Below are 26,967 nucleotides of genomic sequence, written 5' to 3' on the forward strand. Positions count from 1 at the left end.
GCAACTGCCCATGTCCGAACTGTGCTCCGTGCCGCGCGTCTCGGAGCGCTTTGCCCAGAGCAATGCGCTCGACGAGGATATCGCGCGACTCAAATATGTTTCGGGTAAACGTGAGGAGGCCCTTCGCCGTCTGGGAATTCGGACGGTGGGGGACCTCCTTCTCCATATCCCTCATCGATACCTGGACTTTACGCGCTCCTGGTCCATCGAGATGGCGCCCATCGGTACCGTGTGTACCATCATCGCCACGGTCGACCGTATCGTCCAAAAGCAGCCTCGTCCGCACATGCAGGTGACCGAGGTCTCACTCGTTGACGAGACGGGCGTGCTGCAGGTCGCCTTTTTCCGCCAGCCCTGGATTGCCCAGCAGCTTAAGCAGGGCGACCGCCTGGCCGTAATGGGTAAGGTCGAGTTTGCCTACGGCTTTAAGCAGATGGCCTCGCCGCACTTTGAAAAGCTTGAGGAAGGGCGCGCCGCGGGCACTATCCTGCCGGTCCATTACGTGAGTGACGGCGTGAGTCAGGCATGGATGCGCCGTATCGTAAGTGGCGCGCTCGAGGTCGTCGGCAATCCCTTTGATCCCATTCCGGCACGCTTACGCGTTAAACGTCGCCTGATGAGCCATGCCCGTGCCCTTCGATCGATCCACTTTCCCTCGAGCATGGCTGAGCGCGATATCGCGCGCGCACGGCTTGCCTACGAGGAGTGCCTCTACCTGCAGCTGGCGCTGCGCCTGCGCAACGACGGTGGCTTGGTCGAAGTCGCTCCCTACGCCCACGCCGCGGGCGAGCACCTGGCCGCGCTCAAGCAGGCCCTGCCGTTTTCGCTGAGCGACGAGCAGGAGGCCGCGTTCCAAGACATCCTGCGCGATATGTGCGATGGCGGGCGCGTGATGAACCGCCTGCTGCTGGGCGATGTCGGTACCGGTAAGACCGCCGTTGCCGCCTGCGCGCTGGCTGTGGCTGCCGATAGCGGCACACAGGCCTGCGTTATGGCGCCCACGGGCGTGCTGGCGCGTCAATATGCCGATAAGACCGGCCCTCTGCTCTCGCAGGCCGGCATGTCTTGGGCGCTTCTGACGGGTGCCACGCCGGCCGCAGAGCGCGAGCGCATCCATGCACAGCTGGAATCCGGAGAGCTCGACGTCCTCTTTGGAACCCATGCGGTCCTTTCGGATAACGTGGCGTTTAAGTATCTGTCGCTCGTAGTCATCGATGAGCAGCACCGGTTTGGCGTCGGCCAACGCAATGCCTTGCGCGCGAAGGGCCCCGGTGCCGATCTGCTCGTTATGACGGCAACGCCCATCCCGCGTACGCTGGCGCTTTCGGTCTACGGCGATCTGGACACGAGTATCATCCGCCATCGGCCCGTCCCTGGCGCTGGCGTGACGACACGCGTGCTTACCGAGTCGAGTCGCGACCTTGCCTATGGCGCCATCCGCGAGGCGCATGAAAAGGGTCAGCAGGCCTACGTGATTTGCCCGCTCGTGGAGCCGAGTGACTCGGCCGATGATCTGGAGGACGTGCCCGGTATCGTCCGCGACGACGAGGGCCGCGTGACGGTCCCCGTGCCGCTGCACGATACGGCGACCGAGCTCGATCGCCTGCGTCTGGCGTTGCCGGGTCTTGCCATCGAGCGCCTTCACGGCCGCATGCCAGCGGGGGAGAAGGACCAGGTTATCGATGCCTTTAAGCGTGGCGAGATTGACGTGCTCGTCTCGACTACGGTGGTCGAGGTGGGCGTCGACGTGCCTAACGCCACCGTCATGGTCATCGAGAACGGCGAGCGCTTTGGTTTGGCGGCGCTGCACCAGCTGCGCGGTCGCGTGGGCCGTGGCAGCGTGTCGGGCACGTGCCTGGTCATGACGCACTCCAAGGGCAACGGCGGCGCTTCGGCAGCACAAGATCGCCTGCAATCGCTCGAAAAAACCTCGGATGGCTTTACGCTCGCCCAGATGGACCTGCGTCTGCGCCACGAGGGCGAAATCCTGGGGTACCGCCAGCATGGCGGAGTGACCCTGCGCTTTGTCGACCTGGATGCCGACGAGGAGCTGATCGAGTGGGCCCATTTGGACGCGGTTGAGCTCTTGCGGTATGCTTGCAACCTTGACTCCGTGGCGACGCGCCCCCTGCGCGATGCGGTCGCCATGCGATATCGACACATTTTTAAGGAGGTCAGCGGAGGATGAGAATCATCGGCGGCGAATGGCGCGGTCGTAAGATCGAGGAGCCCCGTGGTCGCGATGTCACCCGCCCCACGACCGATCGCGTGCGCGAGGCATGCGCATCTATGGTCATGTCGGCATTCGACTTCGATCTGGACGAGGTCCGCGTGCTGGACGCCTTTGGCGGCTCCGGTGCCTTAGGGTTAGAGATGCTCTCACGTGGTGCCCGCTCGCTCACGACGTTCGAGATCGATCGGAATGCCGCGCGGCTCATTACCAAGAATATCGAGTCGCTCTGCCGTGACCGTGCGCGTTGGCGCGTGGTAACGGGCGACATGCTGGCGAGTGCCTCGCGCGGTCGTGTGCCGGGCGGCCCCTTTGATCTGGTCCTGCTCGACCCGCCCTATGCTTTTGGTGCCGAGCCGGTCGAGGAGCTGCTGCAGAAGCTGGCTCAGCAGGGTCTGCTTGCACCTGGCGCTTATGCCCTGTTTGAGCATGCCGCCGCCGATGCGGGCGCGCATCCGGCAGGCTTTGAGATCGTGCGCGAGAAGCGCTACGGCATTACCTCGGTCGACCTGCTTCGTTGGGTCGGCGATGACGATGGTGAGGAAGATTGCGCTGGCACCGATGCTCACAACAACGATGCCACGACGTTTCAGGAGGACGACCATGAATGACACCATCAACCGCGTGATCGTCCCGGGCACCTTCGATCCCATCACGTTTGGCCATATCGACGTCGTCCGCCGCGCCCGCCGCATCTTTCCCAGTGTGATCGTCGCTGTTGCCGAGTCGCAGGGTAAAAACGGTGTGGGTACCACGTTTATGCTCGATGAGCGCGTGGCGCTGGCCCGCGAGGCGCTCGGTGATATCGACGGCGTCGAGGTCCTGCCCTTTACCGGCCTCTTGGTCGACTTCGCTCGCGAGCAGGGGGCGGGGGCCGTGGTCAAGGGCCTGCGCGCCATGACCGACTTTGAGTACGAGCTGCAGCAGGCAGATCTCAACTATCGCTTGGATAACGAGCTGGAGTCCATCTTTGTCATGAGTGCGCCGCAGTACGGCTATATCTCGAGCTCGGTCGTTCGCCAGATCGCCTCACTCGGCAGCGATGTATCGACGTTTGTCCCGCCCAACGTGGTCGAAGCGCTCAGACATCGCTTTTCGTGACGTTTTTTATTGCCTGGTGGCATGTGGTAAACTAGCACGATGATATGTTACCTATGAAAGGAGACCGGATGCCGGGCGAGAATTTTCCTGGCGATAGGATCGTCAGCTTGGTCGATGAGCTCGAAGGGCTGATCGAGGAAGCCAAGCCGCCTTTCGGCAAGAACGCTCAGTTCAAGGTCATCGACGCCGACGTGTTCTTCAACATCCTCGACGAGATCCGCATGAGCTATCCCGAGGAGTGGCAGAAGTCCCGCCGTATCCTTAAGGAGCGCGAGGAGCTTATGGCTTCCGCCGCCGCCCAGGCCGATTCCATCATCGCCGACGCTCAGCAGCAGGCCCTCACCATTGCCGGTGAGCAGGAGATCGTCCGCTTAGCCCAGCAGCAGGCCGACGACATCCGCGATCGTGCCCAGCAGTACGAGCGCGAGACGCGTTATGCTGCCGAGGACTACGCAGAGCAGGTCTTTACGCACCTGGAGGAGAACCTCAAGAGCCTGACCGGCACCGTTACCCGTTGCCGTCAGCAGCTCAACGAGGGTGCCGCCCAACAGAATGGTCAGTGGTAATGGCTGAGTTCCCGAGCGTTACCGTCGATCTTTCCGAGCAGCTTGAGTTTCCCGGAGATTCGTATCCGCTGACCGGCAAGGTCGATGTCGCCACCTACACGGTGGGCGAGAAGGAGTACCAGCTACAGGACGGCATCGACTACGACGTTGTCTTTACCAATGCCGGTACCGGTGTCTTGCTCACGGGCATGGTCCGCGCGCACGCCACCGGCGAGTGCGACCGTTGCCTGGAGCCCGCTTCGTTTGATATCGCCGGCGAGATCGAGGAGTTCTACCTCTTTGAGGAGCCCGAGGATCCCGAGGCCTACGAGGACGGCTACGAGCTCCTGGGTGAGGACCGCATCGTCGATCTGGGTGAGCCCATCAACGACGCGGTCGTTATGGACACGCCGTTTGTCGTTCTGTGCAAGCCCGATTGCCGCGGTCTGTGCCCCACTTGCGGTTGCAATCTCAACGTCGAGCAATGCGATTGCGCCGCCCAGGCAGAGGCGGAATGGGCCGCTGCCACGGAAAATCCATTTGCAGCATTGAAGAATCTCAAGCTCGATGAGTAAAACTGTGGTAGTATCGCTACTTGCGCGTAATCGCCACACTGGATAGTTCATAAGGAAGGTCACTATGCCCGTACCTAAACAAAAGCAGGGTCGTATCCGCACTCACACCCGTCGTTCCGCCAACATGAAGATCTCGGCTGCGGCTCAGTCCACGTGCCCCCGTTGCGGCGCTGTCAAGCTTCCGCACCACGTGTGCCCCAGCTGCGGTTTCTACAAGGACCGCGAGGTTATCGTTACCGAGTAACGGTATACTCTGGATGCGATGCCGTTCCAAATGGAACCACAATGGCCGGCTCAATGAGTCGGCCATTTTTGTATAAGGAGCATGTATATGAGTAACGTTCGCGTTTGTGTAGACGTTGTGGGCGGAGACGAGAAACCTCAGGTTGTTCTCGATGGTATCGAGGCTGCACTTGCCGCCGATTCCGATATCGAGGTCTTGGCAGCTGGCCCCGCTGAAATCGTTAATCCCTTTGCTGCTTCCCATGCACGTGTTGAGGCCCTTGAGGCACCCGACGTTATCGCCATGGATGACGATCCCATTCGCGCCGTGATGACCAAGCGTAAGTCCTCGATCGTGCTTGCCTGCCGCGCCATCAAGAAGGGAAATGCGGACGCGTTCTTCTCTGCCGGCTCGACCGGTGCCATGACTGCTGCTGCCACCGCCTATGTGACGCCGTTTAGGTATCAGGCCGAAGGCAAGAAGCAGCCGGTACGTCCCTGTCTGACCAATGCGCTACCCAATCGCGTCGGCGGTCTGACGGTGCTGTGCGATATGGGCGCCAACCCCGATGTTGAGGTGGACGATATGGTGCGCTTTGCGCAGATGGGCAGCGCCTATGCCCGCGTCGTCTTGGGCGTTGACCATCCTCGCGTAGGTCTGCTCGCCAATGGCACCGAGGACGAGAAGGGCTCCAACTTTACCAAGGCCTGCTTCCCGGCCATGAAAGCCGCCGTTCCCGGCTTTGTGGGTAACTGCGAAGGCACCGATCTTACGTCGGGCAATTTTGACGTCGTGGTCGCCGACGGCATGTCGGGCAATATTGCGCTCAAGGCCACCGAGGGCGCTGCCAAGTTTTTGCTGCAGGAGCTCAAGGGCGCCTTTATGGCCTCGCTCGGCACCAAGATCGCCGCGCTGCTCATCAAAAAGCAGATGCGCGGGATTAAGGCCAAGCTCTCTGGTGATGCCAAGGGCGGCGCGATTCTTTTGGGCCTGCGTGGCGTGGTCCTAATCGGCCATGGCGCCACCTCGGTCGAGGCTGTTAAAAACGGTACGCTCGCGGCGGCCGAAGCCGTGCGCGCGGGGCTGGTCGAGAACGTCGCCAACTCCATGGACGGCATCGTTTTGTAAGAGCGAGTTAGAGCGCTGTTATGTGCCTCGCGGCCTGCTTCGTGGGGTAGAATCAGAACCGTGTCTTGGTACCGCCCGGGCGGTACCATTCTTTTGGTATTCATGCACTATGAGAGGAAGCGCTATGGACCGCTCCGAAATCTTCGACAAGATCGCCGAGGTCGCTGCTGACGTTCTGGGCGTCGATGTTGCCGAAATTAGCGATGAGACCACCTTTGACGACCTCGATGCCAACTCGCTCGAGCGCCTGCAACTGGTTACGGCTATCGAGGACGAGTTCAATCTCGAGATCGATGACGAGACCCTGCTCTCGCTCAACTCTGTCGCCGACGCCGTCGACGCGATCGAAAACGCCAGGGAGGCTTAGGTCTTGGCTTTATCCGAACGACTTACGCGCGCCCAGGAGATTCTGGGCCACGAGTTCAATGACAAGGTGCTGCTGCGCGCGGCCCTTACGCATCCTTCGGCCGTCGAAGGCCAGCCAGTCTCGGCAAGCTACGAGCGCCTTGAGTTCTTGGGTGATTCCATTTTGGGCGCCGTTGTCGCACGCTCCCTGTTTGTGTCCTATCCGGAGTTTGACGAGGGCAAGCTCACGCGCCTGAAGGTGTCCCTTGTCTCGGGCGCCACGCTGTCCGAGGTGTCGCACGAGCTGGGTATCGATGACATCATCATCTTTGGTGCCTCCGAGACCGGTACCGGCGCGCGCGGCCTGCACTCGGCGCTCGAGAACGTCTACGAGTCGCTCGTGGGCGCGCTGTATCTGGACGCCGGCTGGGATGCCGCGGCGGAGTTTATCCACCGTACGCTTAAGCCACATTTGGCATCCGAGCGTGCCGAGCACCCTGCGAACCCCAAGTCGTATTTGCAGGAGTGCGTGCAGGCCGACGGCCACGAGCCTCCCGCGTACAAGCTGGTCGGCTCCGAGGGCCCTGCGCATGCGCCCACCTTTACCGCCGTGGTGTTGATCGATGGTATTCGCCAGGGTCGCGGCTCCGGCTCCTCAAAGAAGGAAGCCGAGGGAGCCGCTGCACTCGAGGCACTTGACCGCATGGGCTACACCACCAACGGCGTGATTCTCAATAAGAAGCCTGTTTAAGCGAGGAACCGTGTATCTCAAGTCCCTCACGCTCAAAGGGTTCAAGTCGTTTGCCGACCGCGCCCATATGACGTTTGAGCCGGGCCTGACCGTCATCGTCGGTCCCAACGGCTCGGGAAAATCGAACATCTCTGACTCGATTCTGTGGGTCCTGGGCGAGCAGAGCGCCAAGCAGCTGCGCGGCCAGGCCATGGAGGATGTCATCTTCTCGGGCTCGTCAGCGCGCAAGCCGGTGGGTGTCGCCGAGGTCACGCTGGTGCTCGATAACTCGGACCATATGCTGCCCGTCGACTTTGACGAGGTCGCCATCACCCGTCGTATGTATCGCTCGGGCGAAAGCGAGTACCTCATCAACTCGAGTCCGTGCCGCCTGATGGACATTCAGGACATCCTGCACGATTCGGGCTTGGGCAAGGATACGCATTCCATCATCAGCCAGGGCAAGCTCGACGCCATTTTGCAGAGCCGCCCCGAGGAGCGCCGCGCCCTCATCGAGGAGGCCGCCGGCATTTCCAAGCACAAACGCCGCAAGGAGCGTGCGCTCAAAAAGATTAAGTCGATGGACGAGCACCTGACGCGTGCCCGCGACATCAATAAGGAAATCGCCCGTCAGCTGCGACCTCTGGAGCGTCAGGTCGATCGTGCGCGCAAGTACAAAGAGCTGTCCTCGCGCGCGAACGAGCTTACGCAGATGCTAGCCGTCGACGAGCTGCGTTCGCTGCAGTCGCAGTGGAACGACTTGGAGAGCCGCTCCAAGGAAGGTGCCGCCGAGCTGGAGCTTGCGCAGTACCGCTTGGGCGAAAAGGAACGCGAGCTCGAGAAGCTCCAGGTCATGCTCGAGGAAAAGGGCCTGTTTGTGGGCGATCTGGGCGAGCAGCGCCGCCATATGCAAGACGTGGTCGGCCGCATTAACTCCGATATGCGCCTGCTCGAGGAAAAGGGCCACAACATGGTGTCGCGCCTGTCCGACATGCGCGGCCAGATCTCGAGCTCCGAGCATCAGCGTCGTCGCGTGGTAGAGGAGCTCGAGGACGCGCGTGCGCAGCTTGAGGAAGTGACCGGCGCGCACATGCAGGCCCAGGAGGACGTTGACGCCGCCGGACCTGCCGCCGCCGAGCTCCACGAGCGGCGCGTGACGCTCGACAATCAGATTTCGCAGCTTACGCGTGAGCAACGCGATGTGCAGCGTGTGGCCGATAACGCGGCGCTCGAACTCGCCAAGGTGAAGGACTCGCTGAGCAACGCCGAGGTCGAGGACAACATGTATGCCTCGCGCCTGGAGCAGATCGATGACCAGCTCGAGGAAGTCACGGCCTCACTCGAGAGCCGTCGCTACCGCGCCGAGGAGCTTGAGGGTGCACTCGATCAGGCCCGTCAAGCCCAGATTGATGCGCGCGAGGCTACCGAGGTCGCCCGTGCAGCCCTTAAGGACTTGCGTGCCCGCGAGAGCGAGGCGCGCAACAAACTGTCCGAGGTGCGCTCGGAGCTTGCTAGCGAAAAGAAACTCGATGCCCGCATGGCCGACAGCTCGCCGCTCGTGAGCCGTCTGATGGGTGCGCTTGGCGATGATGTCTCGGGTCGTCTGGGCGACGTGCTCGAGGCCCCTCGTGAGCTCGAGGGCCTGGTGGAGCAGCTGCTTGCCGGCGATATCGATGCACTGCTGTTCGACGATACGTCCGCGCTTGAGCGTGCCGGTCGTGCCGCTCTGGACCAGAAGAAGGCCTCGGGCGAGGCGCTGCTGGTGGCGCGCGGTGCGAGCGCCTCTGCTGCCGCTAAGGGCGCTGCCGGTTCCCGCCTGGTCGATCGCCTGTCCGTACGCGCCGGCTATGGCCCGGTTGTCGAGGCGCTGCTCGGCGGCTATTACGTTGTCGACGACTTGGCGGCTGCGCTGGCCGCGCCTGTCGTTGACGGCGTGACTTACGTAACCCCCGATGGCGCCCGCGTCGCCTGCGGCGGCCTGGTGCGTGTGGGCCTCGACGCCGGCGAGGCGTCGGGTGCCTTGGAGCGCAAGCGTCGCATTCGCGAGCTGGAGGGCCTGGAGCCCGATCTGACTGCTGTGTTTGAGCATGTGTCGGATCAGGTCGTCGAGGCAAATGCGGCCGTCGAAGAGGCGCGTGCCGCTGAGGGCGATGCCGCCGGCGAGATTGCCCGTCTTGAGGGCGAGCGCCGCTCGCTGCTCTCCGAGATTGGCCGCCTGGAGCAAAGCGCCAACAACGCCGAGGTCGAGCGCGTGCGCATTTCCAAGCGCCGCGAGCAGGCCGCCGAGGCCGTTCGCGCTGCGCGCCCGCGCGTGGACGAGCTCACCCGCTCGCGTGACGAGGCCCGAGCGCAGGCAAGCGATCTTGGCCTTCAGATTGCCGAAGCCAACGACGAACTCGACCGCGTTCGCCGTGACGATTCCGAGGCCGCCGGCAAGCTCGCCGATGCCAAGGTCCGCCTGGCCCAGACGAGCGAGCGCCTTCGTTCTCTGAAGGGCCGAGTACCCGATCTGGAGCATCGCCTGGAGGGCATCGACCGCCGTATCCGCGGAACACGCCAGGCCTCGCGCTCACTCGAGCTGCTGCGCCTGCGCGTCGATCCCATGCACGAGCGCTATTCGGCCCTGCTGGAGCGCGCGTCGGATTGGGCAGCGCGTCTGCGTGACCAGGCCTCTCTGGAGGAGGCGGACTCCGCTTCGCTCAAGAAGACCATCGAGGATGCCAAGGCAGAGGTTGCCCGCGCTAAGGAGAAGGTCGATACTGCCACCGCCACGCAAAACGAGTTTAAGGTTGCGCGTGGCAAGCTCGAGGTGCAGGTAGAGGCCGCCATTAGGGCCATTACCGCCGATGGCAACACGGTACTCGAGGAAGCGCTCATGCTTCCCGCGCCCACGGACCGCGATGCCGCCGAGCGCGAGCTCAACCAGCTTGTGCGCCAGATCAACAACCTTGGTCCCGTGAACCAAGTTGCCATGGAGGAGTACAAGCAGCTCAAGCGCCGCGCCGATTACATCGAGGAGCAGCTGGCCGATCTGGAGAGCGCGCGTAAGGCGCTCACCAAGATCACGGTGGCTATTGATCGCAAGATGCGCAAGGCGTTCCTTGTGACGTTTGAGAAGGTCGACGCGAACTTCCGCGAGATCTTCGCTATGCTGTTCCCGGGTGGCCAGGCTCATCTGGAGATGACCGATCCTGAGCATCCTGCCGAGACGGGTATCGAGGTCGTGGCGCAGCCGCGCGGCAAGCGCATCACCAAGATGATGCTCATGTCGGGCGGCGAGAAGAGTCTGACGGCACTCGCCCTGCTCTTTGCCGTGTACCGCACGCGCACGGTGCCGTTCTATGTGCTGGACGAGGTCGAGGCGGCACTTGACGACGCCAACCTGTCCAAGCTCATCGGCGCGCTCGACGTGTTGCGTTCCGATACGCAGCTCTTGGTCATTTCGCATCAGCGCCGTACTATGGAGGACGCTGACGTTCTCTATGGCGTCTCGATGCAAGCCGACGGCGTCAGCCGCGTCGTCTCGCAAAAACTCGATCGCGAAACCGGAAAGGTCGTGAATGCATAATGGGATTCTTTGACGCTCTCTCGCGCGGACTTGAGCGCAGCCGCGAGGCCCTCAACGAGGTCTTCTACTTTGGCGGCGAGGTCGACGAGGACTTTTGGGAGGACCTTGAGGATACCCTCGTTATGGGTGACATGGGTGCCGAGGTCGCCATTCAGGTCTCCGATGATCTGCGCGAGACGGCCGCCAAGAAGAACCTCAAGACCGCCCCGCAGCTCCGTCGCGCCCTGGCTGAGCAGCTCGAGCAGCATTTTGTGCCCGCCGAGCGCGATCCGTTCTCCGACACGCCGAGCTGCGTGCTGTTTGTAGGCATTAACGGCGCCGGCAAGACCACGACGGTCGGCAAGATCGCGAGCGCCATGGCCGCCCGCGGCAAGAATGTCGTGATCGGTTCTGCCGATACCTTCCGCGCCGCCGCCATCGAGCAGCTCGATGTGTGGGGTCAGCGCGCCGGCGTCCCCGTCATCAAGCGCGATCGCGGCTCCGACCCGGCAAGTGTTTGCTACGACGTGCTCGATGAGGCCGATAAGCGCGGCAGCGACCTGGTGCTGATCGACACCGCCGGCCGCCTGCACACGAGTCCCGAGCTCATGCGCGAGCTTGCCAAAGTGGTTAACGTGACGCGTAAGCGCGCCGCCAATATGGCCGCCGGCCCCATGCCCGTCTCGGTCGTGCTCGTGATCGATGCCGCCACCGGCCAGAACGGTCTGAACCAGGCGCTCGAGTTTAACGAGGCGCTGGGTCTGGACGGTATCATCATGACGAAGCTCGACGGTACGGCAAAGGGCGGCATCGCCATGGCCGTGGCCGAGAAGCTCAAGCTCCCGATTCTGCGCGTGGGCGTGGGCGAGCAGGTCGATGACCTACAGGAGTTCAATGCCAAAGATTTCTGCCGCGCCCTGGTGGGCGAGTCCAATTAAGGAGTGACTAGTGTTTGATTCTCTGAGCGATCGCCTCAATGACACATTTGACCGCCTGCGCGGCAAGGGTAAGCTGACCGAGGCCGACATCACCTCGGCCATGCGCGATATTCGCATGGCGCTGCTCGAAGCCGACGTCAACTTTAAGGTTGTCAAGGAGTTCGTCGCCAAGACCAAGGAGCGCTGCATGACCGCAGAGGTCATGGAGTCGCTGTCGCCGGCGCAAAACGTCGTCAAGATCGTGCTCGACGAGCTCACCGAGATGCTCGGCTCCACCGAGAGCAAGCTCGTCTTTAGCAACCGTATCCCCAACGTCATCATGCTCGTGGGCCTGCAGGGCTCCGGTAAGACCACGGCGGCCGTAAAGCTGGCCTACCTGCTCAAGAAGCAGGGCCGCTCGCCGCTGCTCGCCGCGTGCGACGTCTACCGTCCCGCCGCAGCCGACCAGCTAGCCACGCTTGGCGGAGAGATCGGCGTGCCGGTCTTCCGTGGCGACGGTGCACACCCGGTCGACATCGCCAAGGGCGCTATTCAGGAGGCCGTCGACCACCTGCGTGACGTGGTCATCGTCGATACCGCCGGTCGTTTGCAGATCGACGAGCAGATGATGCAGGAAGCCGTGGACATTAAGAAGGCCGTCAAGCCCGATCAGGTGCTGATGGTCGTCGATGCCATGACCGGCCAGGATATCGTCAACGTCGTCTCGACCTTCGCCGAGCGCACCGACTTTGACGGCGTGATCATCTCCAAGCTCGACGGCGATGCTCGTGGTGGCGGCGCGCTTTCCGTGCGCCAGGTGACCGGCAAGCCCATCAAGTTCGTGAGCATGGGCGAGAAGCCCGATTCGCTGGAGCCGTTCTACCCCGACCGTATGGCCAAGCGAATCTTGGGCATGGGCGACGTCGTCGGCATCATCGAGAAGGCCCAGGAGGCCGCCGATGCCGAGCAGCTCGAGGCCGCCGAGCGCATGCTGCGCGAGGGCTTTACCATGAACGACATGCTCGACCAGATGAAGGCCGTTAAGAAGATGGGCGGCATGAAGGGCATCCTGGGAATGCTTCCCGGTGGCCAGCGCGCGCTCAACCAGATGGGTGGAAACCTGGACGAGGGCATCTTTGACAAGAACGAGGCCATTATCATGTCGATGACCAAGGAGGAACGCCTGCGCCCCTCCATCATCAACGGCCAGCGCCGTGCTCGCATTGCCAAGGGCGCCGGCGTGACCCCCACCGAGGTCAATAGCCTTATGAAGCAGTGGGGCGAGATGAATAAGATGATGGGCCGCATGCGCACGATGGCCAATCAGGCGCAGGCCGGCGGCAAGAAGGGCAAGAAGGGCAAGAAGGGCAAAAAGATGCGCATGCCCAATATTCCCGGCCTGGATGCCATGGGTCTGGGCGGTATAGGCGGCATGGGTGGCCCCAAGTCCGACATGGACCTGCTGCGCCAGATGGAAGCGCAGATGCGCAATAAGAAATAGAGCTGTAATTCCAGCTTGATATGGCAAAGGCCACTCGGAAGCTACCGGGTGGCCTTTGTTGTTGGCTTTGATAGTTGGGCTGCGTTCAGCGTCGCGCCCCGAGCTCGCGGTGCCGTGCCGCTAGTGGCAGCCGCAACCCTCGTGGCCCTTGTGCTCGTGATGGCCGTGGCAGCCGCAGGACTCGCCATGCTCATGGGCGTGCTCGTGGTCGTGACCATGGCAGTCGCAGGTGGCCTCGCCGGTCTGCGCGAGCGTGCCCGCGATAAGGGCCTCGACGCAGGCGTCGCAGCTGCCCTGGGCGCCCGCGTAGACCGTGATGCCGGCCTGGGTGAGTGCGTTGATGGCGCCGCCGCCGATACCGCCGCAGATAAGCGTGTCGACGCCGCCGTTGGCAAGCAGGCCCGCCAATGCGCCGTGACCGGTGCCGCCAGTGCCCACGACCTGTTCGTTGAGCACCTTGCCATCCTGGATGTCGTAGATCTTGAACTGCTCGCTGCGGCCAAAGTGCATAAAGATGCTGCCGTTGTCGTACGTCGTTGCCACCCTCATGGTGTCGATCTCCTTTGCTGGCCATACGGCCGTTGCCGTGGTAATGGGGGAGTACGCGATATTGCCGCCTTCGATGATGAGCGCCCGACCATTGACCAGCGCATTTGCCACCTTGCGATGCGCTCGGCTGCAAATTGCCGCCACCGTGGCGCGCGCGATGCCCATGTGCTTTGCGACGGCCTCCTGATTGAGGCCTTCCAGGTCGCATAGCCGCAGGACCTCGAGTTCGTCGACCGTCATGTCGATGGCCTCTCCGCTGGCAAGGCCATCGGGGGTAAAACCGCGATATTCGGGGATGATCCCGACGCGGCGCAATTTTTCACGTCTTCCCGCCATACACTCTCCATATCTGACATATGTCAACAATAGAATAACGACCGTGCGGATTTACGCAAGGAATTTCTGGCATATGTCAGAAAATGAGGGCTTATGTTAGGGCTGTGGGGCCGCTTGCGCCTGGGCTACAATGAATCTCGCTTATAGGCGACTGACAGGAGGGTCAATGAGCAAGGCTGATCAACAGTTTGTAGCCATGTGCCGCGATATTCTGGACCATGGCACCACCACCGAGGGCCAAAAGGTCCGCCCGGTGTGGGAGGACGGCACCCCTGCCTATACCATTAAAAACTTTGGCGTCACGGCACGCTACGACCTGCGTGAGGAGTTTCCGGCGCTTACCCTGCGTCGTACGGCCCTCAAATCTGCCATGGATGAGATCCTGTGGATCTATCAAAAGAAGTCCAATAACGTGCATGACCTCAACAGCCATATTTGGGATGAGTGGGCCGACGAGACTGGCTCCATCGGCAAGGCCTACGGGTATCAGATTGGGCAGAAGAGCCATTATGCCGAGGGTGACTTCGATCAGATGGATCGCGTGCTGTACGACCTTAAGAACACGCCGTACAGCCGCCGCATTATGACGAATACCTACGTGTTTAGCGACCTGTCCGAGATGCACCTGTATCCGTGCGCCTACAGCGTGACGTATAACGTGACGCAGCGCCCGCAGGATGATAAACCGACGCTCAACATGATTCTCAACCAGCGCAGCCAGGACATTTTGGCTGCGAACAACTGGAATGTGTGCCAGTACGCCATTTTGCTGATGATGGTCGCGCAGTCGGTCGATATGATTCCCGGCGAGTTGCTGCATGTGATTGCCGATGCCCACATTTACGACCGTCATGTCGATATCGTCCGCGAGCTTATCGAGCGTCCGCAGTTTGCCGCGCCTAAGGTAACGCTTAACCCCGATGTGCATGACTTCTATGCGTTTACGACCGACGACCTGATTGTCGAGGGCTATGAGCACGGCCCGCAGGTCAAGAACATCCCCATTGCGGTGTAGGTGACGCGCATGACGTGTAAGCTTTCTGCCATTGTCGCCGTGTGCGATGACTGGGGTATTGGGTGCGAGGGCGACATGGTCGTGTCCAACCGTGCCGACATGCGTCATTTTGTGGCATGCACCAAGGGTTGTCCGGTCATTATGGGTCGCAAGACGCTGTTGAGTTTTCCCGGTGGGCGTCCGCTCAAGAACCGCCGCAATATCGTGCTCACGCGCGATGAGGACTTTGCTGCCGAGGGCGTCGACGTGGTGCATAGCGTTGACGAAGCGCTCGCCGCCGTGGCCTATGAACCCGTTGCGTGGGTGATCGGCGGTGGCGAGGTGTATCGTCAGTTTTTGCCGTACTGCGTGGAGGCCGAGGTCACGCATAACCACTGCGTCCATCCCGTGGACACGTGCTTTCCCGACTTGGACGCCGATCCCGCGTGGGAGATTGCGCGGCGTGGCGGTGCTGCCACGATTGCCTCGGGCGAGGGCGACGAGGGTGTCGATTATGAGTTCGTGACGTATCGTCGCGTTGATGCGTAAATCGTCTGGCGTGAACGGTATCATCGGGTTGTTTGAATGCATGGGGCGGCGCTTAGCGTCGCCTCGTTTGGTATAGATGTGCTGTAAAGAAGGGTGCGGGCTGGCTGCTATGACTGATGCCGTTGAGGTGCTGCGAATCGATTCGCTCGAGGACGAGCGGCTCGATGCCTACGTGCGACTGACCGAGCGCGAGCTGCGCTGCGTGCTGGAGCCGCAAAAGGGCATCTTTATCGCCGAGAGTGCCAAGGTCATCGAGCGCGCGGTGCGCGCTGGATACCAGCCGGTGAGCTTTCTTTTGGGCGAACGCTGGCTCGATCAGATGATGCCGCTGTTTGAGCGCCTGGTTGTGCGCGAGGGCGCGGGTCCGGTTCCCGTGTTCGTGGCCTCGATGGAGCTTATGGAGCGGCTGACGGGCTTTAACGTGACGCGCGGTGCGCTCGCGGCATTTCGTCGCCCGCGACAGATTCCGGTTGATGAGTTCTTGGGCGGCGTCGTCGAGGCGGCGGGGGAGCGCCCGGTGCGCCTGTGCGTGCTCGAGGGCATTGTCGACCACACCAACGTCGGTGCGATTTTCCGCTCGGCGGCTGCGCTGAACGTCGACGGTATTTTGGTGAGCCCCACTTGCTGTGACCCGCTGTACCGTCGCTCGGCCCGCGTGAGCATGGGCACGGTGTTCCAGGTGCCCTGGACGCGCATTGGCAGCGAGGTGCGCTTATGGCCGCATGATGGGCTGGCGGCGCTGCACGATGCCGGCTTTTCGTGTGCTGCTATGGCGTTGACGGATGATTCCGTTTCGCTGGACGATCCCGCGCTCCAGGAGATTGACCGCCTGGCAATCTTTATGGGCACCGAGGGTGCTGGCTTGGGCGCCAAGACCATTGCAGGCTGCGACCGCGCCGTGCGTATTCCGATGGCGCATGGGGTCGATTCACTCAACGTGGCCGCGGCAAGTGCTGTTGCCTTTTGGCAGCTGTGCCCGCATGTGAGCAACGAGTACCACTACCAGCCGGGTCTGTATCACTAGGCAGATAGTTCGCACCGGGCTCTGGTTCGGGGCGTTTCGGCCGACGTCGGTCGGTGCTAAGCTGGTATTGGCTTTGGTCTTAAATTGCCGTTTTGTTGTTTGACGTACGCTGGTGGGGAGGGCGTGTGGCTAAGAAATCTACGGCTATCGATGTAACGCAGGGCGTTATTTGGCAGCAGCTGCTGTCGCTGTGCGTCCCTATCTTCTTTAGTTCGTTCTTTCAGCAGGCATACACGCTTATCGGTACCTATATCGTCGGTCAGTTTGGCGGCAAGCTAGCGCTGGGTGGCATTCAGGCCACGATGGTGCTTACGGAGCTCTGCATTGGTTTTTGCGTCGGTGTTGGTGCTGGCTGTGCCGTTATTACCGGCCAGTTTTTTGGTCAGCACGATGACGAGCGCTTGAGCCTATCGGTCCATACGGCCATGACGCTCGCGCTGGTGGGCGGCATTGTCATTTCCATTCTGGGCATGGTGTTTGTCGAGCCGATGCTTGTGTTGATGAATACGCCGCATGAGCTGCTGGCCGAGGGTGTGGCGTATGCCCGTTGCTACTTTGCCGCCATGTTTGCGGCGCTGCTGCTCAATATGGGGACGGCGTTGTTGCGCGCCGTGGGCGACACGCGCGGTCCGGCGGTCATTATTGCCTCCGGCTGCTTTGTCAACGTTGCACTCGACATTCTCTTTGTCGCCGTGCTGCACATGGAAGCGCTGGGCTGCGGCATCGCGGTGGCGCTGACTATCTGCACCAATGCCACGATGATCGTGTTGCGCATGATGCGCGCTCCGGGTGCATGGCGTCTTTCGCTGTCTAAGCTCGGCATCGATCGCGGTATTTGTAAGAGTATGATCTCGTGCGGTCTGCCACTCGGTTTTCAATCGGCTGCCTATTCGATCTCGAACGTGCTGATCCAGATGTCGGTCAACTCGTTTGGTGCCGATGTCACCACGGCATGGGGTCTATCTGGGCGCCTGGATGGCATTATCTGGATGGTGACCGAGGCGCTCGGCGTATCGATCACTACGTTCTCGGCGCAGAACTTTGGCGCGCGTAATTACGAGCGCATGCGCAAGGGCTACCACACGTCGCTCGTGCTTTCGTTTGCGCTGATCGGTGGCCTCTCTGCCGTGCTGATGGTGTTCTCGGGCCCGTTGTCGCGTCTGTTTGTCGACGATGCTTCGATTTCGGCGTACACCACGACGATTCTTCATTTCATCGCGCCGTTCTACGCGATCTTCTCGATTATCGAAAATGCGTCGGGCTCCATTCGCGGCGCCGGCGTGAGCTTGCAGCCCATGCTGCTCACGATTTTTGGCACCGTCGTGCTCAGGGTGATCTGGGTGTTTGCGATTATGCCGTTCGATCCGTCGCTTGAGCACCTGCTGCTGGTTTACCCCGTAACCTGGCTCATCACGGCCACGATGTTTACCATCTACCACCACAGCGGCAACTGGCTCGGCCGCGCCACCGCCTAATGATCCGTTTTCCTCCGTCCCCTTCGGATCATTTAGTATTCGATGCCTTGGCGGGCTAGGAGGCCTTCGTCGAAGCAGTGTTTGACGGGGCGCATTTCGGTTACTAGGTCGGCAAGGTCGGCGAGGGGCAGCAAGCCGCGGCCGGTGAGCACGAGCTCGGTGGTGGTCGGCTTCATCGCGATCAACGCTTCGACATCTTCGCGCGTCACAAAGCCCCGTCGCATGGCTTCTCCCAGTTCATCCAAGATCAGCACGTCGACCTGGCCAATCTGCTCGCGCGCCAGCTCCATGATCTGTGCGGCACAGGCTTCGGGCGTGTCGCGGTCGGCCTGTACGATGCGTAGCCCTAATCGAGGTGCTGCGTCATGTTCGGCGCAGTGCAGCTTCTTGGCAAACTGAAGCATGAGCACGTTAAGTCCATAGCCCGTGGCGCGCAGCGCGAGCCCCAGCGCAGCCGTCGTCTTGCCCTTGCCGTCGCCCGTGTAGATCTGAACCTTGCCGACTTCCAGTGATGCCATCTCTGTCCTTTCGTGCCCGGCGTCGGTTTATCGCCGTTCGGGTTGGGTATTCTAGATAGCATTATCAACCCCAGTAGATGGAGTTCAAGCAGATGGAGATGGATGACAACAAACGTAGACGGAATATGATCCTCTACGTGCTCATCGCCTTCGTCGTCTACCTCGTGCTCTCGACCGTTCTGTTCCCCAACATCGGTCACACGCAGCAGATTACGAAGACCGATTATTCGACGTTTGTCAAAGCGCTCGATAAGAAGAGTGTCGACAAGGTCGAGTACAACACGGACGATTACACGATTTATTACACCAAGAAGGGCGAGGACGAGAACATCGCCTACAAGACGACCGGTGTGCCGAACGATGCGGGCTTTACCGATCGCGTGCTTGAATCCGGTGCGTCCCTGGAATCGGTCGTTCCCGATAAAAACTCGGGTCTGATGACCTATTACCTGCTCACGCTCATCCTTCCCATGGCCATCTTCTTCCTCATCGGTTGGTGGCTCAACCGCCGCATGAAGAAGGCCATGGGTGATGACGGTCCCTCGATGAACTTTGGCGGCGGTGGTTTTGGCGGCAGTGGATTGGGCAAGTCCGGCGCGCGCGTGATTGCCTCCAAGGATGTCGGCGTGACCTTTAAGGACGTCGCCGGCCAGGAAGAGGCCAAGGAATCTCTCAAGGAGGTCGTCGACTTTCTGGAGAAGCCGCAGCGCTACGAGGAGATCGGCGCTAAGCTGCCGCGCGGCGCTCTCCTTGTTGGCCCTCCGGGCACCGGTAAGACCCTGCTCGCCAAGGCTGTTGCCGGTGAGGCGGGCGTTCCGTTCTTTAGCATTTCGGGTTCTGAGTTCGTGGAGATGTTCGTCGGCCGCGGTGCAGCCAAGGTTCGCGACCTGTTTAAGCAGGCCAAGGAAAAGGCCCCGTGTATCGTCTTTATCGATGAGATTGATACCATCGGCAAGAAGCGCGATGGCGGTGGCTTTAGCGGCAACGACGAACGCGAGCAGACGCTCAACCAGCTGCTGACCGAGATGGACGGCTTCGATAACCACAAGGGTATCGTCGTCCTCGCTGCGACCAACCGTCCCGACAGCCTTGACCCGGCCCTGCTGCGCCCCGGTCGCTTTGACCGCCGCATTCCCGTTGAGCTGCCCGACCTGACCGGACGTAAGAACATTCTTGAGCTCCATGCCAAGAGCGTTAAGACGCAGCCCCCGATCGATCTGACCGCGATCGCCCGCGCCACGCCCGGTGCCTCGGGCGCCGACCTTGCCAACATCATCAACGAGGGCGCCCTGCGCGCAGTTCGCGAAGGCCGCAAGCGCGCCACGCAGGACGATTTTGAGGAGTCGGTGGAGGTCGTCATCGCCGGCCAGCAGCGCAAGTCCACGGTGCTGTCCGACCACGAGAAGCAGGTCGTTTCCTACCACGAGATCGGCCACGCCATCGTTGCCGCTCGCCAGAAGGGTTCTGCGCCGGTCACGAAGATCACTATCGTGCCGCGCACGAGCGGTGCTCTTGGCTACACCATGCAGGTCGAGGAGGATGAGCGCTTCCTGACCACACGCCAGGAGGTCTTAGACAAGCTCGCCGTCTATTGCGGCGGACGCGCTGCTGAGGAGCTCATCTTTGGCGAGATGACGACCGGCGCGGCCAACGATATCGAGCAGGCCACCAAGCTCGCCCGCAACATGGTGACGCGCTTTGGTATGTCCGATGAGTTTGGCATGATGGCGCTCGGTACCGTTCAGAATGCGTATCTCAACCAGGACACGTCGCTTACCTGCGCTCCCGGTACGGCCGAGCGCGTGGACGCGATTGTCGCCAAGCTGATTGAGGATGCGCACGATCGTGCCCTGCAGATCCTGAAGGAGAACAAGTTTAAGCTCCACGAGCTGGCTCGTTATCTGTACAAGAAGGAGACCATCACGGGCGAGGAGTTTATGAATCTCCTCACGCGTGAGAATCCGCTGATGCCAAAGCAGCAGTAATACTGGTTGCGCAGTGTCTATCGCCCCATTTGAGTGTCCATCTCAAATGGGGCGTTTTGCGTGGGGAGAGTTGAATATGAAGATCGTGGTGAGTGCCTGCTTGATGGGAGAGAGCTGCAAATATAACGGGCTCGACAATTACCATCGCGCGTTGGTCGAGGCCTGCGAGCGAACGGGGACCGAGGTTCTCTTGGTGTGCCCCGAGGTTTTTGGTGGCTTGCCCACACCGCGCAAGCCGTCCGAGATTGTGAACGGCGAGGTTCGTACCTGCGAGGGCATCTCGGTCGATCGCGAGTTTCGCCTGGGTGCAGAGCGCGCGCTCGATATGTGCGAGCAGGCGGGCGGCCCGTCCGAGATCGCTGCGTGCGTCTTACAGGACCGTAGCCCTTCGTGTGGTGTAGGCCGTATCTACGACGGAACCTTCAGCGGTACGCTCACCGCGGGCAACGGCGTTTTCGTCGATCTGCTGCTGCGTCACGGGTACCGTGTGATTCCGGCTAGCGAGTTCGATCCCAGCATGCTGGAACATTGTCCATAGCACTCGAACCCAACACTTCCTCACGGGTGACCGTTTTGGCATCATCCGTGAAGTTGATCTTGAGTACGACCCTGTCATCAAAGACGTAGACCGAGTTGACAGGCGCCGTACCCAGGCAGCCCCTCCCCGCGGCCCTCGCGCAGGAACGCGCACGCGGCCTTCCCGTCTCTTGCGCCCCTCCCGGAACTGTCCACATCAGTGTAGCCAATCCAGTCCGCAAAGGGCTGCAGCCCGGACAACGCGGCGATGGAGGGCTTCTTCGGCCTGCTCAAGAAGGAGTTCTGGCACGGCAGGGACTGGTCGGACTGGACCCCCCGCCCGCTTCATCGAGGAGCTCGGGGGCTGGATCGGTCGATATAATACGGAGAGGCGCAGCGATGCGCTCGGTGGCCGCACGCCGGCTGAGTTCCGCTCCGCGCTGGGAAGGGCCGCGTAACGGTCCAAGAAATCGTCCGCAGTCCCCATTCTTGCCCCTTTGGGACAGCTTTTTGTTGGGGCGTGCCTGCCCCAAACCCTGCTAGGAACGAGTGCAGTAAACTGGTAGTTTCAAATTAGTCTTTGCAAATTACCTTTGAACCTTCACCATCAATTACAATTCCCTGACGGTTGTTAATTGGGCATAGATTCAAATCCGAAAACTCAGTCATTTTTTTCTCGGTAACTTTCTTAAATGGTGCTGTAAGAAAATGCGGAAGAACATAGAAATCAATCAAATTAAGCCCTGCATCATCTTCTTGTGAGTAGTCCTCGGGCTTTTCATCCATTTGCTCGATATATTGGATGCTTGGAGCGCATGCAATCGCACCTGCCGATTCACCAATCATCAGTTTTCCCTTTGCCAATTCTTTCTTCAACAGCTCATCCGTTCCCGTTTTACGGAGCTGGTCTATAAGGAAAAAAGAATTTCCGCCGGTAAAATAGATCACATCCGCATCTTCAAAAAGAGACTGTATCGTTGAATAAGCCTCCGTTGAAATATCAATTTCAGTTACGATTGCTCCCAGCTTTTTGAATAATTTTCGAGCCGAGCCGACATAACCGGTGTAGCCTTCACGCAGCGAAGCTGTTGGAATAAATGCGACTTTTTTATTTTCAATTTCTTCCTTTATCAGACTTCCTACACTTGAAAAGTGAGAACATAAAAACAGTTTCATCAATATTCTCCTTTATTTATATTCTTATTTGTTGAACTAAGCCGTGTATACCATACTCTCCAATGAAAGAACGCCCTGATATAGCGAAATTTTGCCGTTTTCCTGCGTACGTGCGTACACACTCCACAGGAATTCTAAGAGGCCTGCCCCCTTAGCACACGGACTTTGGAACAAAGTCTAGTGTTTTACGCCTTGCCAGAGGTGTACAGGCTCCCGGTATGCACGTACGATGCAATTGCCATCAATGCCCCATATAAGTGGCGATCAAGTTCGCATAAAGCGACCTTGATCCCGCAAAACAAAAGGCGGGATACCATCACCACGATGATACCCTGCCTCTGTTCGTTCCTGTTTACCGTTCCGAGTAGTCCTTCCGCAGAATTTCCGATTAACAAAAAACGTACCCGAACCCTTTCTCGTAAAGAATCGGGTTCGAGTACGAACTGAATGCTGGAGCAATAATAAACCACCAGAAAGGTGCCTGTCCCCTTTGTGGTGGTTTTGGGCCAGTCCTAGAGCGTGTGGCCGTAAGCGTCGGCGGCCTTGATGGCAGCGGCGAACTTTTCGTCGGTGAAGGGCTCGGGGTTTCCCTGCTTCCACTCGTTGGTGGCGTGCGCGTACTCGCACAGGGCCAGGATGTCGGTCTCGGAAAGCCCGACCTGCTCTAGCGTCACGGGCAGGCCCATCTGCTTGTTAAAGGCTGCGTAGCGCTCAAGGTTCTCGGTATCGCCCGTGTAGGCAAACAGCACGAGCACGCCCAGGCTCACGACCTCGCCATGCAGGTAGGTGCCCTCGCGCGGAATGCTGCAGGTGGCGTTGTAGAACGCATGCGCCACGCTCGAGTTGTAGTAGTAATCGTTTTGGTTGGTCAGGTTGGAGACATAGCCCGTGTTGACCACGATATCGAGCGCGATCTGCTTGACGGCCTCGGTCGACAGGTTCTGGCGAACGTCCTCAAGACCCTGCACGCCGTAGGTAAACAGCGGCTCGGAGCAGGTGTGCGCGAGTGCCAGGCCAAGTCCGGCGGTGTGCTCCAGGTTGCCGGCGCTCGTGGCGTATTCGACCTCGGGCTGCTTGGACAGGGCATCGCCCACGCCGGCCCAGAAGTACTCCGCCGGAGCCTCGGCAATGATCTTGGGGTTGATGAAGATGTGTGCGGGGCGGTTTGGGTACGAATAGCCCTCGAGCGAGCCGTCGTCGTTGTAGACAACGGCAATGGCGGTCGCGGCCGAGCAGTTGGAGCAGATTGTCGGTACCGTAAAGACGATCTTCTTGAGCTCGATGGCCGCTGTCTTGACGGTGTCGAGCGCCTTGCCGCCGCCGCATGCGATGAGCACGTCGGCTTCTTGGCAGGCAGTGGAGTTCACAACCTTGGCGATATTGGCGCGCGTGCTGTTGGTGCCGTAGACGCGCGTCTCCAGAATCTCGACGTCGGTGCCCTCCAGCGCCGCTTCGATACCGGGAAGCGCCGCTGCCAGTGCTCGTTTACCACCGATAATCGCGACCTTGGTCGCTCCGTACTCGTCCATCGCGCCTGGCAGCTCGTCAAAGCAGTCCTCGCCGACGGTGTAGTCGCTCATTCCAATCGTGCGCATAGCAGCCTTCTTTCGTTAGATAAAGTGCTTTCAGGTATTTTGCCCCAAGTGAGTGCTTGCGACGCGAGAAGTTTCTAAAGTATGAAACCGATGTTGAGGGTTTTTCGTCGGCGTTGACCGTGCTACCATACAGCGCATAAGCGTTGATGGGGACGAGTAGTCGGCCGTCCGCATGCTACAGAGAGCGGGGAGCGCTGAGAACCCGTGCATGCGACCGATGAAAATCACCCCGGAGCTGCGGTCCCAACGGACGCGCCGTGTCGGCACGTCTTAGTAGACATCGCCGAGATGGTCGTCGATACAGGCCAGCCGAGTAACGGATGCGAGCGCGCGATAACGCGGGCGAGGGCATCTAAGCTGGGTGGTTAAGCGAAGAGCTTTTGCGGGCACAAAGTCCGTTTTGTGGCGCTTCGTCCCAGCTTGTAGGGACGGGCGCTTTTTTGGTGCCCAACGGGCGTGCGCGCCCACGACATGAAAGGGGTACCGTGGCAAACGAGTACAAGCAGACGATGAATCTGCCCAAGACCGGTTTTCCCATGCGTGCCGGTCTTTCCAAGTCCGAGCCTAAGCGACTCAAGGACTGGCAGGACAACAAGGTCTACGAGCAGGTTCTGAAGAAGAACGAGGGTCACAAGAAATTCGTGCTGCACGACGGCCCTCCTTACGCCAACGGCCCGATCCACATCGGCCATGCCATGAACAAGATCTCCAAGGACATGATCAACCGCTACTGGATGATGCAGGGCTATGAGGTCCCTTATGTCCCCGGTTGGGACTGCCATGGTCAGCCGATCGAGCATAAGGTCGAGGAGAAGCTCGGCACCGAGAAGTTCAACCAGACCTCCACGGCTAAGATCCGCGAGCTCTGCAACAAGTTCGCGGTCGAGAACATCGAGCTGCAGAAGGCCGGTTTCCGCCGTCTGGGCGTGCTCGGCGACTGGGACAACCCCTACCTGACGCTCTATCACCAGCATGACGCCGCCGACATCGAGGTCTTTAAGGCCATGTTCGATAAGGGCATGATCTATCGCGGTCACAAGCCCGTCCACTGGTGCAAGCACTGCCACACCGCACTCGCCGAGGCCGAGATAGAGTACTCCGACGAGACGAGCCCCTCCATCTTCGTTCGCTTTGAGATGACCTCCAAGCCCGCCGGCCTCGAGAACTTCGACGGCCCGGTCGACTTTATCATCTGGACGACCACGCCGTGGACCATCCCGTCCGACCAGGCCGTTTCCCTCAAGCCCGGTGCCGCCTACGTCGCCGTTGAACACGAGGGCCGTGCCGAGGTCATGCTCGAAGACCTGGCTCCCAAGTGCTGCGAGGAGTTTGGCTGGGAGTACACCCCGGTTTTGGTCGACGGCAAGCCCTATGTGGTTCCCGCTGAGACTTTCCACCACATCCACTACAAGCAGCCGATCTTTGACGGCGTTGAGGGCGTGGCGCTGCTGGCCGATTACGTCGGCGTCGATGACGGTACCGGTATCGTCCACAACTCGCCCGGCCACGGCGTCGACGACTACTTTGCCTGCCTCAAGGAGGGCATCACCGACATCTGCATGCCGGTTGACGACGACGGTAAGTTCTACACCGGCGAGGAGTTTGGTACCGGTGGCCCCTTCAGCGGTATGGATACCGATGAGGCCAACCCTCACATTATCGAGTTCCTGCGCGAGCGCGGCACCCTGGTCCTCGAGAAGAAGATCACGCACAGCTATCCGCACTGCTGGCGCTGCAAGCACCCGGTGCTCTTCCGTGCTACCGACCAGTGGTTCGTCTCGATGGACAAGACCGGCTTGCGCGAGCAGGCTGGCAAAGAGGTCCGCGAGAACGTCAAGTGGTATCCGGCCCACGCCGCCAACCGCATTGGCGCCATGGTCGAGCAGCGTCCCGACTGGTGCATCAGCCGTCAGCGCAACTGGGGTGTGCCTATCCCCAGCTACACCTGCGCCGACTGCGGCGAGAAGGTCATGAACGACGCCACGCTCGACGCCGTCATCAAACTCTTCCACGAGAAGGGCTCCGACGCCTGGTTCACCGACGCTCCTGAGAGCTATCTGGGCGAGGCCTGCGTCTGCCCCAAGTGCGGTGGCCATCACCTCAAGGCTGATAAGGACATCCTTGACGTGTGGTGGGACTCCGGCGTGTCTTGGAAGGCCGTCTGCGAGTACCGTCCCGAGCTGGAGTACCCGGCGGACGTCTACCTCGAGGGCTCTGACCAGCACCGCGGTTGGTTCCAGAGCTCACTGCTCACCTCGGTGGGCGCCAACGGCCACGCTCCGTACAAGGCGGTCGTCTCGCAGGGCTTCACCCTCGACGGCCAGGGCCGCAAGATGTCCAAGTCGCTCGGCAATGTTATCGACCCCAATAAGGTCTGCGACGAGATGGGCGCTGACATCATCCGTCTGTGGGTTGCCTCCGTCGACACAAGCTCCGACGTCTCCATCGACCACGAGATTCTCGCTCGTACGTCCGATGCCTATCGCCGTTTCCGCAACACGCTGCGCTTCCTGCTCTCCGAGCTCGAGGGTCAGTTTGAGCCCGAGACCGACGGCGTCGCCTTTGCCGACCTGTTGCCGCTCGACAAGCTCATGGTTGCCCGTCTGACCCAGGTCCAGGCCGAGGTCGACGACGCTTACTCTTGCTACGAGTTCCCGCGCGCTTACCGTGCGCTTTACGACTTCGTGGTTACCGAGCTTTCCAACGTGTACCTCGACGCCCTGAAGGATCGTCTGTACTGCGACAAGCCCGGTTCGCTCGAGCGCCGCAGCGCCCAGACCGTGCTCGCTGAGCTCTTCTCGATGCTCATGCGCGATCTGCAGCCGATTCTGTCCTACACCGTCGACGAGGCCATGGCGTATGCGCCTGCCGGCTGCGTCGATCACCAGAAGTACGCCGCGCTGCTCGATTGGTACAAGTCGCCCATCACGGTTGACGAGGCCAATGAGTTTGAGGGCGTGCTCGAGGCTTCGCTCGAGCTCCGTAGCGCCGTGACCAAGGCTCTTGAGGATGCCCGCTCCGCTGGCACCTTCACCAAGAGCCAGCAGGTCCGCGTCAAGGCGGTCGTTCCCGCTGAGATGTACGCGCTGCTGACCGGTGATAAGGCCGTCGACCTGGCCGAGTTCTACATCGTCTCCGATGTTGAACTGACGCAGGGCGAGGAGCTTTCCGTTGCCATCGAGGCTGCCGAGGGCGAGTGCTGCGACCGTTGCTGGAACTACCGCACCACCGTCGGCGAGTACAACGGCCACGCTCACATCTGCGAGAGGTGTGCGAATGCCTTGTAGTTACGCGGTTTTACCAAACCGCGTAACCGGTTGACGCTGCAAACCCGCCAGAGCGGCAATCTGCCTTTCAACTTCGGCGGCATGATCAAAAGATCAATGCCGCCTCGTTTCAAGGCACCTT

At 60.6% G+C, this 26,967-nt stretch carries 23 protein-coding genes; 19 read left to right on the forward strand and 4 right to left on the reverse strand.

Annotated elements, in window-relative coordinates:
- Window positions 1–10: 10 nt before the first annotated feature.
- The 12 genes from recG to ffh all read left to right on the forward strand — a co-directional run bounded on the left by recG (window position 11) and on the right by ffh (window position 12,842).
- Window positions 11–2,188, forward strand: a complete 2,178-nt coding sequence (recG, locus tag CHY22_RS00815) for an ATP-dependent DNA helicase RecG (RefSeq protein ID WP_089571700.1) — start codon at window positions 11–13, stop codon at window positions 2,186–2,188.
- Window positions 2,185–2,841 (forward strand): 16S rRNA (guanine(966)-N(2))-methyltransferase RsmD, encoded by a 657-nt coding sequence (gene rsmD, locus CHY22_RS00820; RefSeq protein ID WP_089571701.1) that lies wholly within the window; start codon window positions 2,185–2,187, stop codon window positions 2,839–2,841. The genes recG and rsmD overlap by 4 nt, the downstream gene beginning before the upstream one ends.
- Window positions 2,834–3,331 carry a pantetheine-phosphate adenylyltransferase gene (gene coaD / locus CHY22_RS00825; protein ID WP_089571702.1) on the forward strand — a complete coding sequence of 166 codons (498 nt, stop codon included), beginning with the start codon at window positions 2,834–2,836 and terminating at the stop codon, window positions 3,329–3,331. Before rsmD ends, coaD begins: the two co-directional genes overlap by 8 nt.
- A 68-nt stretch (window positions 3,332–3,399) precedes the next feature.
- Complete coding sequence (locus CHY22_RS00830; RefSeq protein ID WP_040358176.1) at window positions 3,400–3,897, forward strand: ATPase; 498 nt, start codon at window positions 3,400–3,402, stop codon at window positions 3,895–3,897.
- A complete protein-coding gene (locus CHY22_RS00835) occupies window positions 3,897–4,451 on the forward strand; it encodes a DUF177 domain-containing protein (RefSeq protein WP_055309521.1) in 555 nt (184 codons plus the stop codon). Before CHY22_RS00830 ends, CHY22_RS00835 begins: the two co-directional genes overlap by 1 nt.
- A gap of 64 nt (window positions 4,452–4,515) precedes the next feature.
- Window positions 4,516–4,695 carry a 50S ribosomal protein L32 gene (gene rpmF, locus CHY22_RS00840; RefSeq protein ID WP_022094017.1) on the forward strand — a complete coding sequence of 60 codons (180 nt, stop codon included), beginning with the start codon at window positions 4,516–4,518 and terminating at the stop codon, window positions 4,693–4,695.
- A gap of 87 nt (window positions 4,696–4,782) precedes the next feature.
- Window positions 4,783–5,802, forward strand: coding sequence for a phosphate acyltransferase PlsX (plsX, locus tag CHY22_RS00845; protein ID WP_089571703.1), 1,020 nt, complete (start codon window positions 4,783–4,785; stop codon window positions 5,800–5,802).
- A 124-nt stretch (window positions 5,803–5,926) separates the two neighbouring features.
- The gene (locus CHY22_RS00850) at window positions 5,927–6,169 is read left to right on the forward strand and encodes an acyl carrier protein (protein WP_055309519.1); all 243 of its coding nucleotides are present in this window, start codon (window positions 5,927–5,929) and stop codon (window positions 6,167–6,169) included.
- 3 nt (window positions 6,170–6,172) lie between these two features.
- A complete protein-coding gene (gene rnc, locus CHY22_RS00855; protein WP_089571704.1) occupies window positions 6,173–6,898 on the forward strand; it encodes a ribonuclease III in 726 nt (241 codons plus the stop codon).
- Between the two features lie 10 nt (window positions 6,899–6,908).
- Window positions 6,909–10,445, forward strand: coding sequence for a chromosome segregation protein SMC (gene smc / locus CHY22_RS00860; protein ID WP_089571705.1), 3,537 nt, complete (start codon window positions 6,909–6,911; stop codon window positions 10,443–10,445).
- Window positions 10,445–11,362, forward strand: a complete 918-nt coding sequence (gene ftsY, locus CHY22_RS00865; RefSeq protein ID WP_089571706.1) for a signal recognition particle-docking protein FtsY — start codon at window positions 10,445–10,447, stop codon at window positions 11,360–11,362. Before smc ends, ftsY begins: the two co-directional genes overlap by 1 nt.
- 10 nt (window positions 11,363–11,372) lie before the next feature.
- Window positions 11,373–12,842 (forward strand): signal recognition particle protein, encoded by a 1,470-nt coding sequence (ffh, locus tag CHY22_RS00870; protein WP_089571707.1) that lies wholly within the window; start codon window positions 11,373–11,375, stop codon window positions 12,840–12,842.
- A 120-nt stretch (window positions 12,843–12,962) separates the two neighbouring features.
- On the opposite strand, the gene CHY22_RS00875 is transcribed toward ffh, so the two are convergent.
- Window positions 12,963–13,727: a DUF134 domain-containing protein gene (locus CHY22_RS00875; RefSeq protein WP_089571708.1), complete on the reverse strand. Its 765-nt coding sequence runs from the start codon at window positions 13,725–13,727 to the stop codon at window positions 12,963–12,965.
- Between the two features lie 166 nt (window positions 13,728–13,893).
- Here CHY22_RS00875 and thyA point away from each other — a divergent pair, with 166 nt between their 5' ends.
- From thyA to CHY22_RS00895, 4 genes are all read left to right on the forward strand, one after another.
- A complete protein-coding gene (gene thyA / locus CHY22_RS00880) occupies window positions 13,894–14,742 on the forward strand; it encodes a thymidylate synthase (protein ID WP_089571709.1) in 849 nt (282 codons plus the stop codon).
- Between the two features lie 9 nt (window positions 14,743–14,751).
- Window positions 14,752–15,270, forward strand: coding sequence for a dihydrofolate reductase (locus CHY22_RS00885; protein WP_089571710.1), 519 nt, complete (start codon window positions 14,752–14,754; stop codon window positions 15,268–15,270).
- 109 nt (window positions 15,271–15,379) lie between these two features.
- A complete protein-coding gene (locus CHY22_RS00890) occupies window positions 15,380–16,294 on the forward strand; it encodes an RNA methyltransferase (protein ID WP_089571711.1) in 915 nt (304 codons plus the stop codon).
- A 125-nt stretch (window positions 16,295–16,419) separates the two neighbouring features.
- The gene (locus CHY22_RS00895) at window positions 16,420–17,769 is read left to right on the forward strand and encodes an MATE family efflux transporter (protein WP_089571712.1); all 1,350 of its coding nucleotides are present in this window, start codon (window positions 16,420–16,422) and stop codon (window positions 17,767–17,769) included.
- Between the two features lie 32 nt (window positions 17,770–17,801).
- Here CHY22_RS00895 and CHY22_RS00900 read toward each other — a convergent pair whose 3' ends face one another.
- Window positions 17,802–18,287 carry a cob(I)yrinic acid a,c-diamide adenosyltransferase gene (locus tag CHY22_RS00900; protein ID WP_089571713.1) on the reverse strand — a complete coding sequence of 162 codons (486 nt, stop codon included), beginning with the start codon at window positions 18,285–18,287 and terminating at the stop codon, window positions 17,802–17,804.
- Between the two features lie 92 nt (window positions 18,288–18,379).
- Here CHY22_RS00900 and ftsH point away from each other — a divergent pair, with 92 nt between their 5' ends.
- Both ftsH and CHY22_RS00910 read left to right on the forward strand, forming a co-directional pair.
- Window positions 18,380–20,272 (forward strand): ATP-dependent zinc metalloprotease FtsH, encoded by a 1,893-nt coding sequence (gene ftsH / locus CHY22_RS00905; protein WP_199408706.1) that lies wholly within the window; start codon window positions 18,380–18,382, stop codon window positions 20,270–20,272.
- A 76-nt stretch (window positions 20,273–20,348) separates the two neighbouring features.
- A complete protein-coding gene (locus CHY22_RS00910; protein WP_089571715.1) occupies window positions 20,349–20,810 on the forward strand; it encodes a DUF523 domain-containing protein in 462 nt (153 codons plus the stop codon).
- Between the two features lie 551 nt (window positions 20,811–21,361).
- Here CHY22_RS00910 and CHY22_RS00920 read toward each other — a convergent pair.
- A complete protein-coding gene (locus tag CHY22_RS00920) occupies window positions 21,362–21,964 on the reverse strand; it encodes a Type 1 glutamine amidotransferase-like domain-containing protein (RefSeq protein ID WP_089571717.1) in 603 nt (200 codons plus the stop codon).
- A gap of 512 nt (window positions 21,965–22,476) precedes the next feature.
- Complete coding sequence (locus tag CHY22_RS00925) at window positions 22,477–23,559, reverse strand: iron-containing alcohol dehydrogenase family protein (RefSeq protein ID WP_089571718.1); 1,083 nt, start codon at window positions 23,557–23,559, stop codon at window positions 22,477–22,479.
- A gap of 509 nt (window positions 23,560–24,068) precedes the next feature.
- Here CHY22_RS00925 and ileS point away from each other — a divergent pair.
- Window positions 24,069–26,846 carry an isoleucine--tRNA ligase gene (ileS, locus tag CHY22_RS00930; protein WP_221696323.1) on the forward strand — a complete coding sequence of 926 codons (2,778 nt, stop codon included), beginning with the start codon at window positions 24,069–24,071 and terminating at the stop codon, window positions 26,844–26,846.
- Window positions 26,847–26,967: the final 121 nt, after the last annotated feature.

It is taken from the genome of Collinsella sp. TF06-26, assembly GCF_002232035.1.
Lineage (GTDB): Bacteria > Actinomycetota > Coriobacteriia > Coriobacteriales > Coriobacteriaceae > Collinsella.

Bases quoted from the DNA above. Each gene is read 5' to 3' on its own strand.
- coaD (WP_089571702.1), top strand. From the start codon at position 2,834: ATGAATGACACCATCAACCGCGTGATCGTCCCGGGCACCTTCGATCCC.
- CHY22_RS00885 (WP_089571710.1), top strand. From the start codon at position 14,752: ATGACGTGTAAGCTTTCTGCCATTGTCGCCGTGTGCGATGACTGGGGT.
- CHY22_RS00920 (WP_089571717.1), bottom strand. From the start codon at position 21,964: ATGAAACTGTTTTTATGTTCTCACTTTTCAAGTGTAGGAAGTCTGATA.
- plsX (WP_089571703.1), top strand. From the start codon at position 4,783: ATGAGTAACGTTCGCGTTTGTGTAGACGTTGTGGGCGGAGACGAGAAA.
- ftsY (WP_089571706.1), top strand. From the start codon at position 10,445: ATGGGATTCTTTGACGCTCTCTCGCGCGGACTTGAGCGCAGCCGCGAG.
- rpmF (WP_022094017.1), top strand. From the start codon at position 4,516: ATGCCCGTACCTAAACAAAAGCAGGGTCGTATCCGCACTCACACCCGT.
- thyA (WP_089571709.1), top strand. From the start codon at position 13,894: ATGAGCAAGGCTGATCAACAGTTTGTAGCCATGTGCCGCGATATTCTG.
- CHY22_RS00835 (WP_055309521.1), top strand. From the start codon at position 3,897: ATGGCTGAGTTCCCGAGCGTTACCGTCGATCTTTCCGAGCAGCTTGAG.
- CHY22_RS00900 (WP_089571713.1), bottom strand. From the start codon at position 18,287: ATGGCATCACTGGAAGTCGGCAAGGTTCAGATCTACACGGGCGACGGC.
- CHY22_RS00875 (WP_089571708.1), bottom strand. From the start codon at position 13,727: ATGGCGGGAAGACGTGAAAAATTGCGCCGCGTCGGGATCATCCCCGAA.
- CHY22_RS00925 (WP_089571718.1), bottom strand. From the start codon at position 23,559: ATGCGCACGATTGGAATGAGCGACTACACCGTCGGCGAGGACTGCTTT.
- CHY22_RS00830 (WP_040358176.1), top strand. From the start codon at position 3,400: ATGCCGGGCGAGAATTTTCCTGGCGATAGGATCGTCAGCTTGGTCGAT.
- CHY22_RS00910 (WP_089571715.1), top strand. From the start codon at position 20,349: ATGAAGATCGTGGTGAGTGCCTGCTTGATGGGAGAGAGCTGCAAATAT.
- CHY22_RS00850 (WP_055309519.1), top strand. From the start codon at position 5,927: ATGGACCGCTCCGAAATCTTCGACAAGATCGCCGAGGTCGCTGCTGAC.
- ileS (WP_221696323.1), top strand. From the start codon at position 24,069: ATGAATCTGCCCAAGACCGGTTTTCCCATGCGTGCCGGTCTTTCCAAG.
- ftsH (WP_199408706.1), top strand. From the start codon at position 18,380: ATGGAGATGGATGACAACAAACGTAGACGGAATATGATCCTCTACGTG.
- CHY22_RS00890 (WP_089571711.1), top strand. From the start codon at position 15,380: ATGACTGATGCCGTTGAGGTGCTGCGAATCGATTCGCTCGAGGACGAG.
- recG (WP_089571700.1), top strand. From the start codon at position 11: ATGTCCGAACTGTGCTCCGTGCCGCGCGTCTCGGAGCGCTTTGCCCAG.
- rsmD (WP_089571701.1), top strand. From the start codon at position 2,185: ATGAGAATCATCGGCGGCGAATGGCGCGGTCGTAAGATCGAGGAGCCC.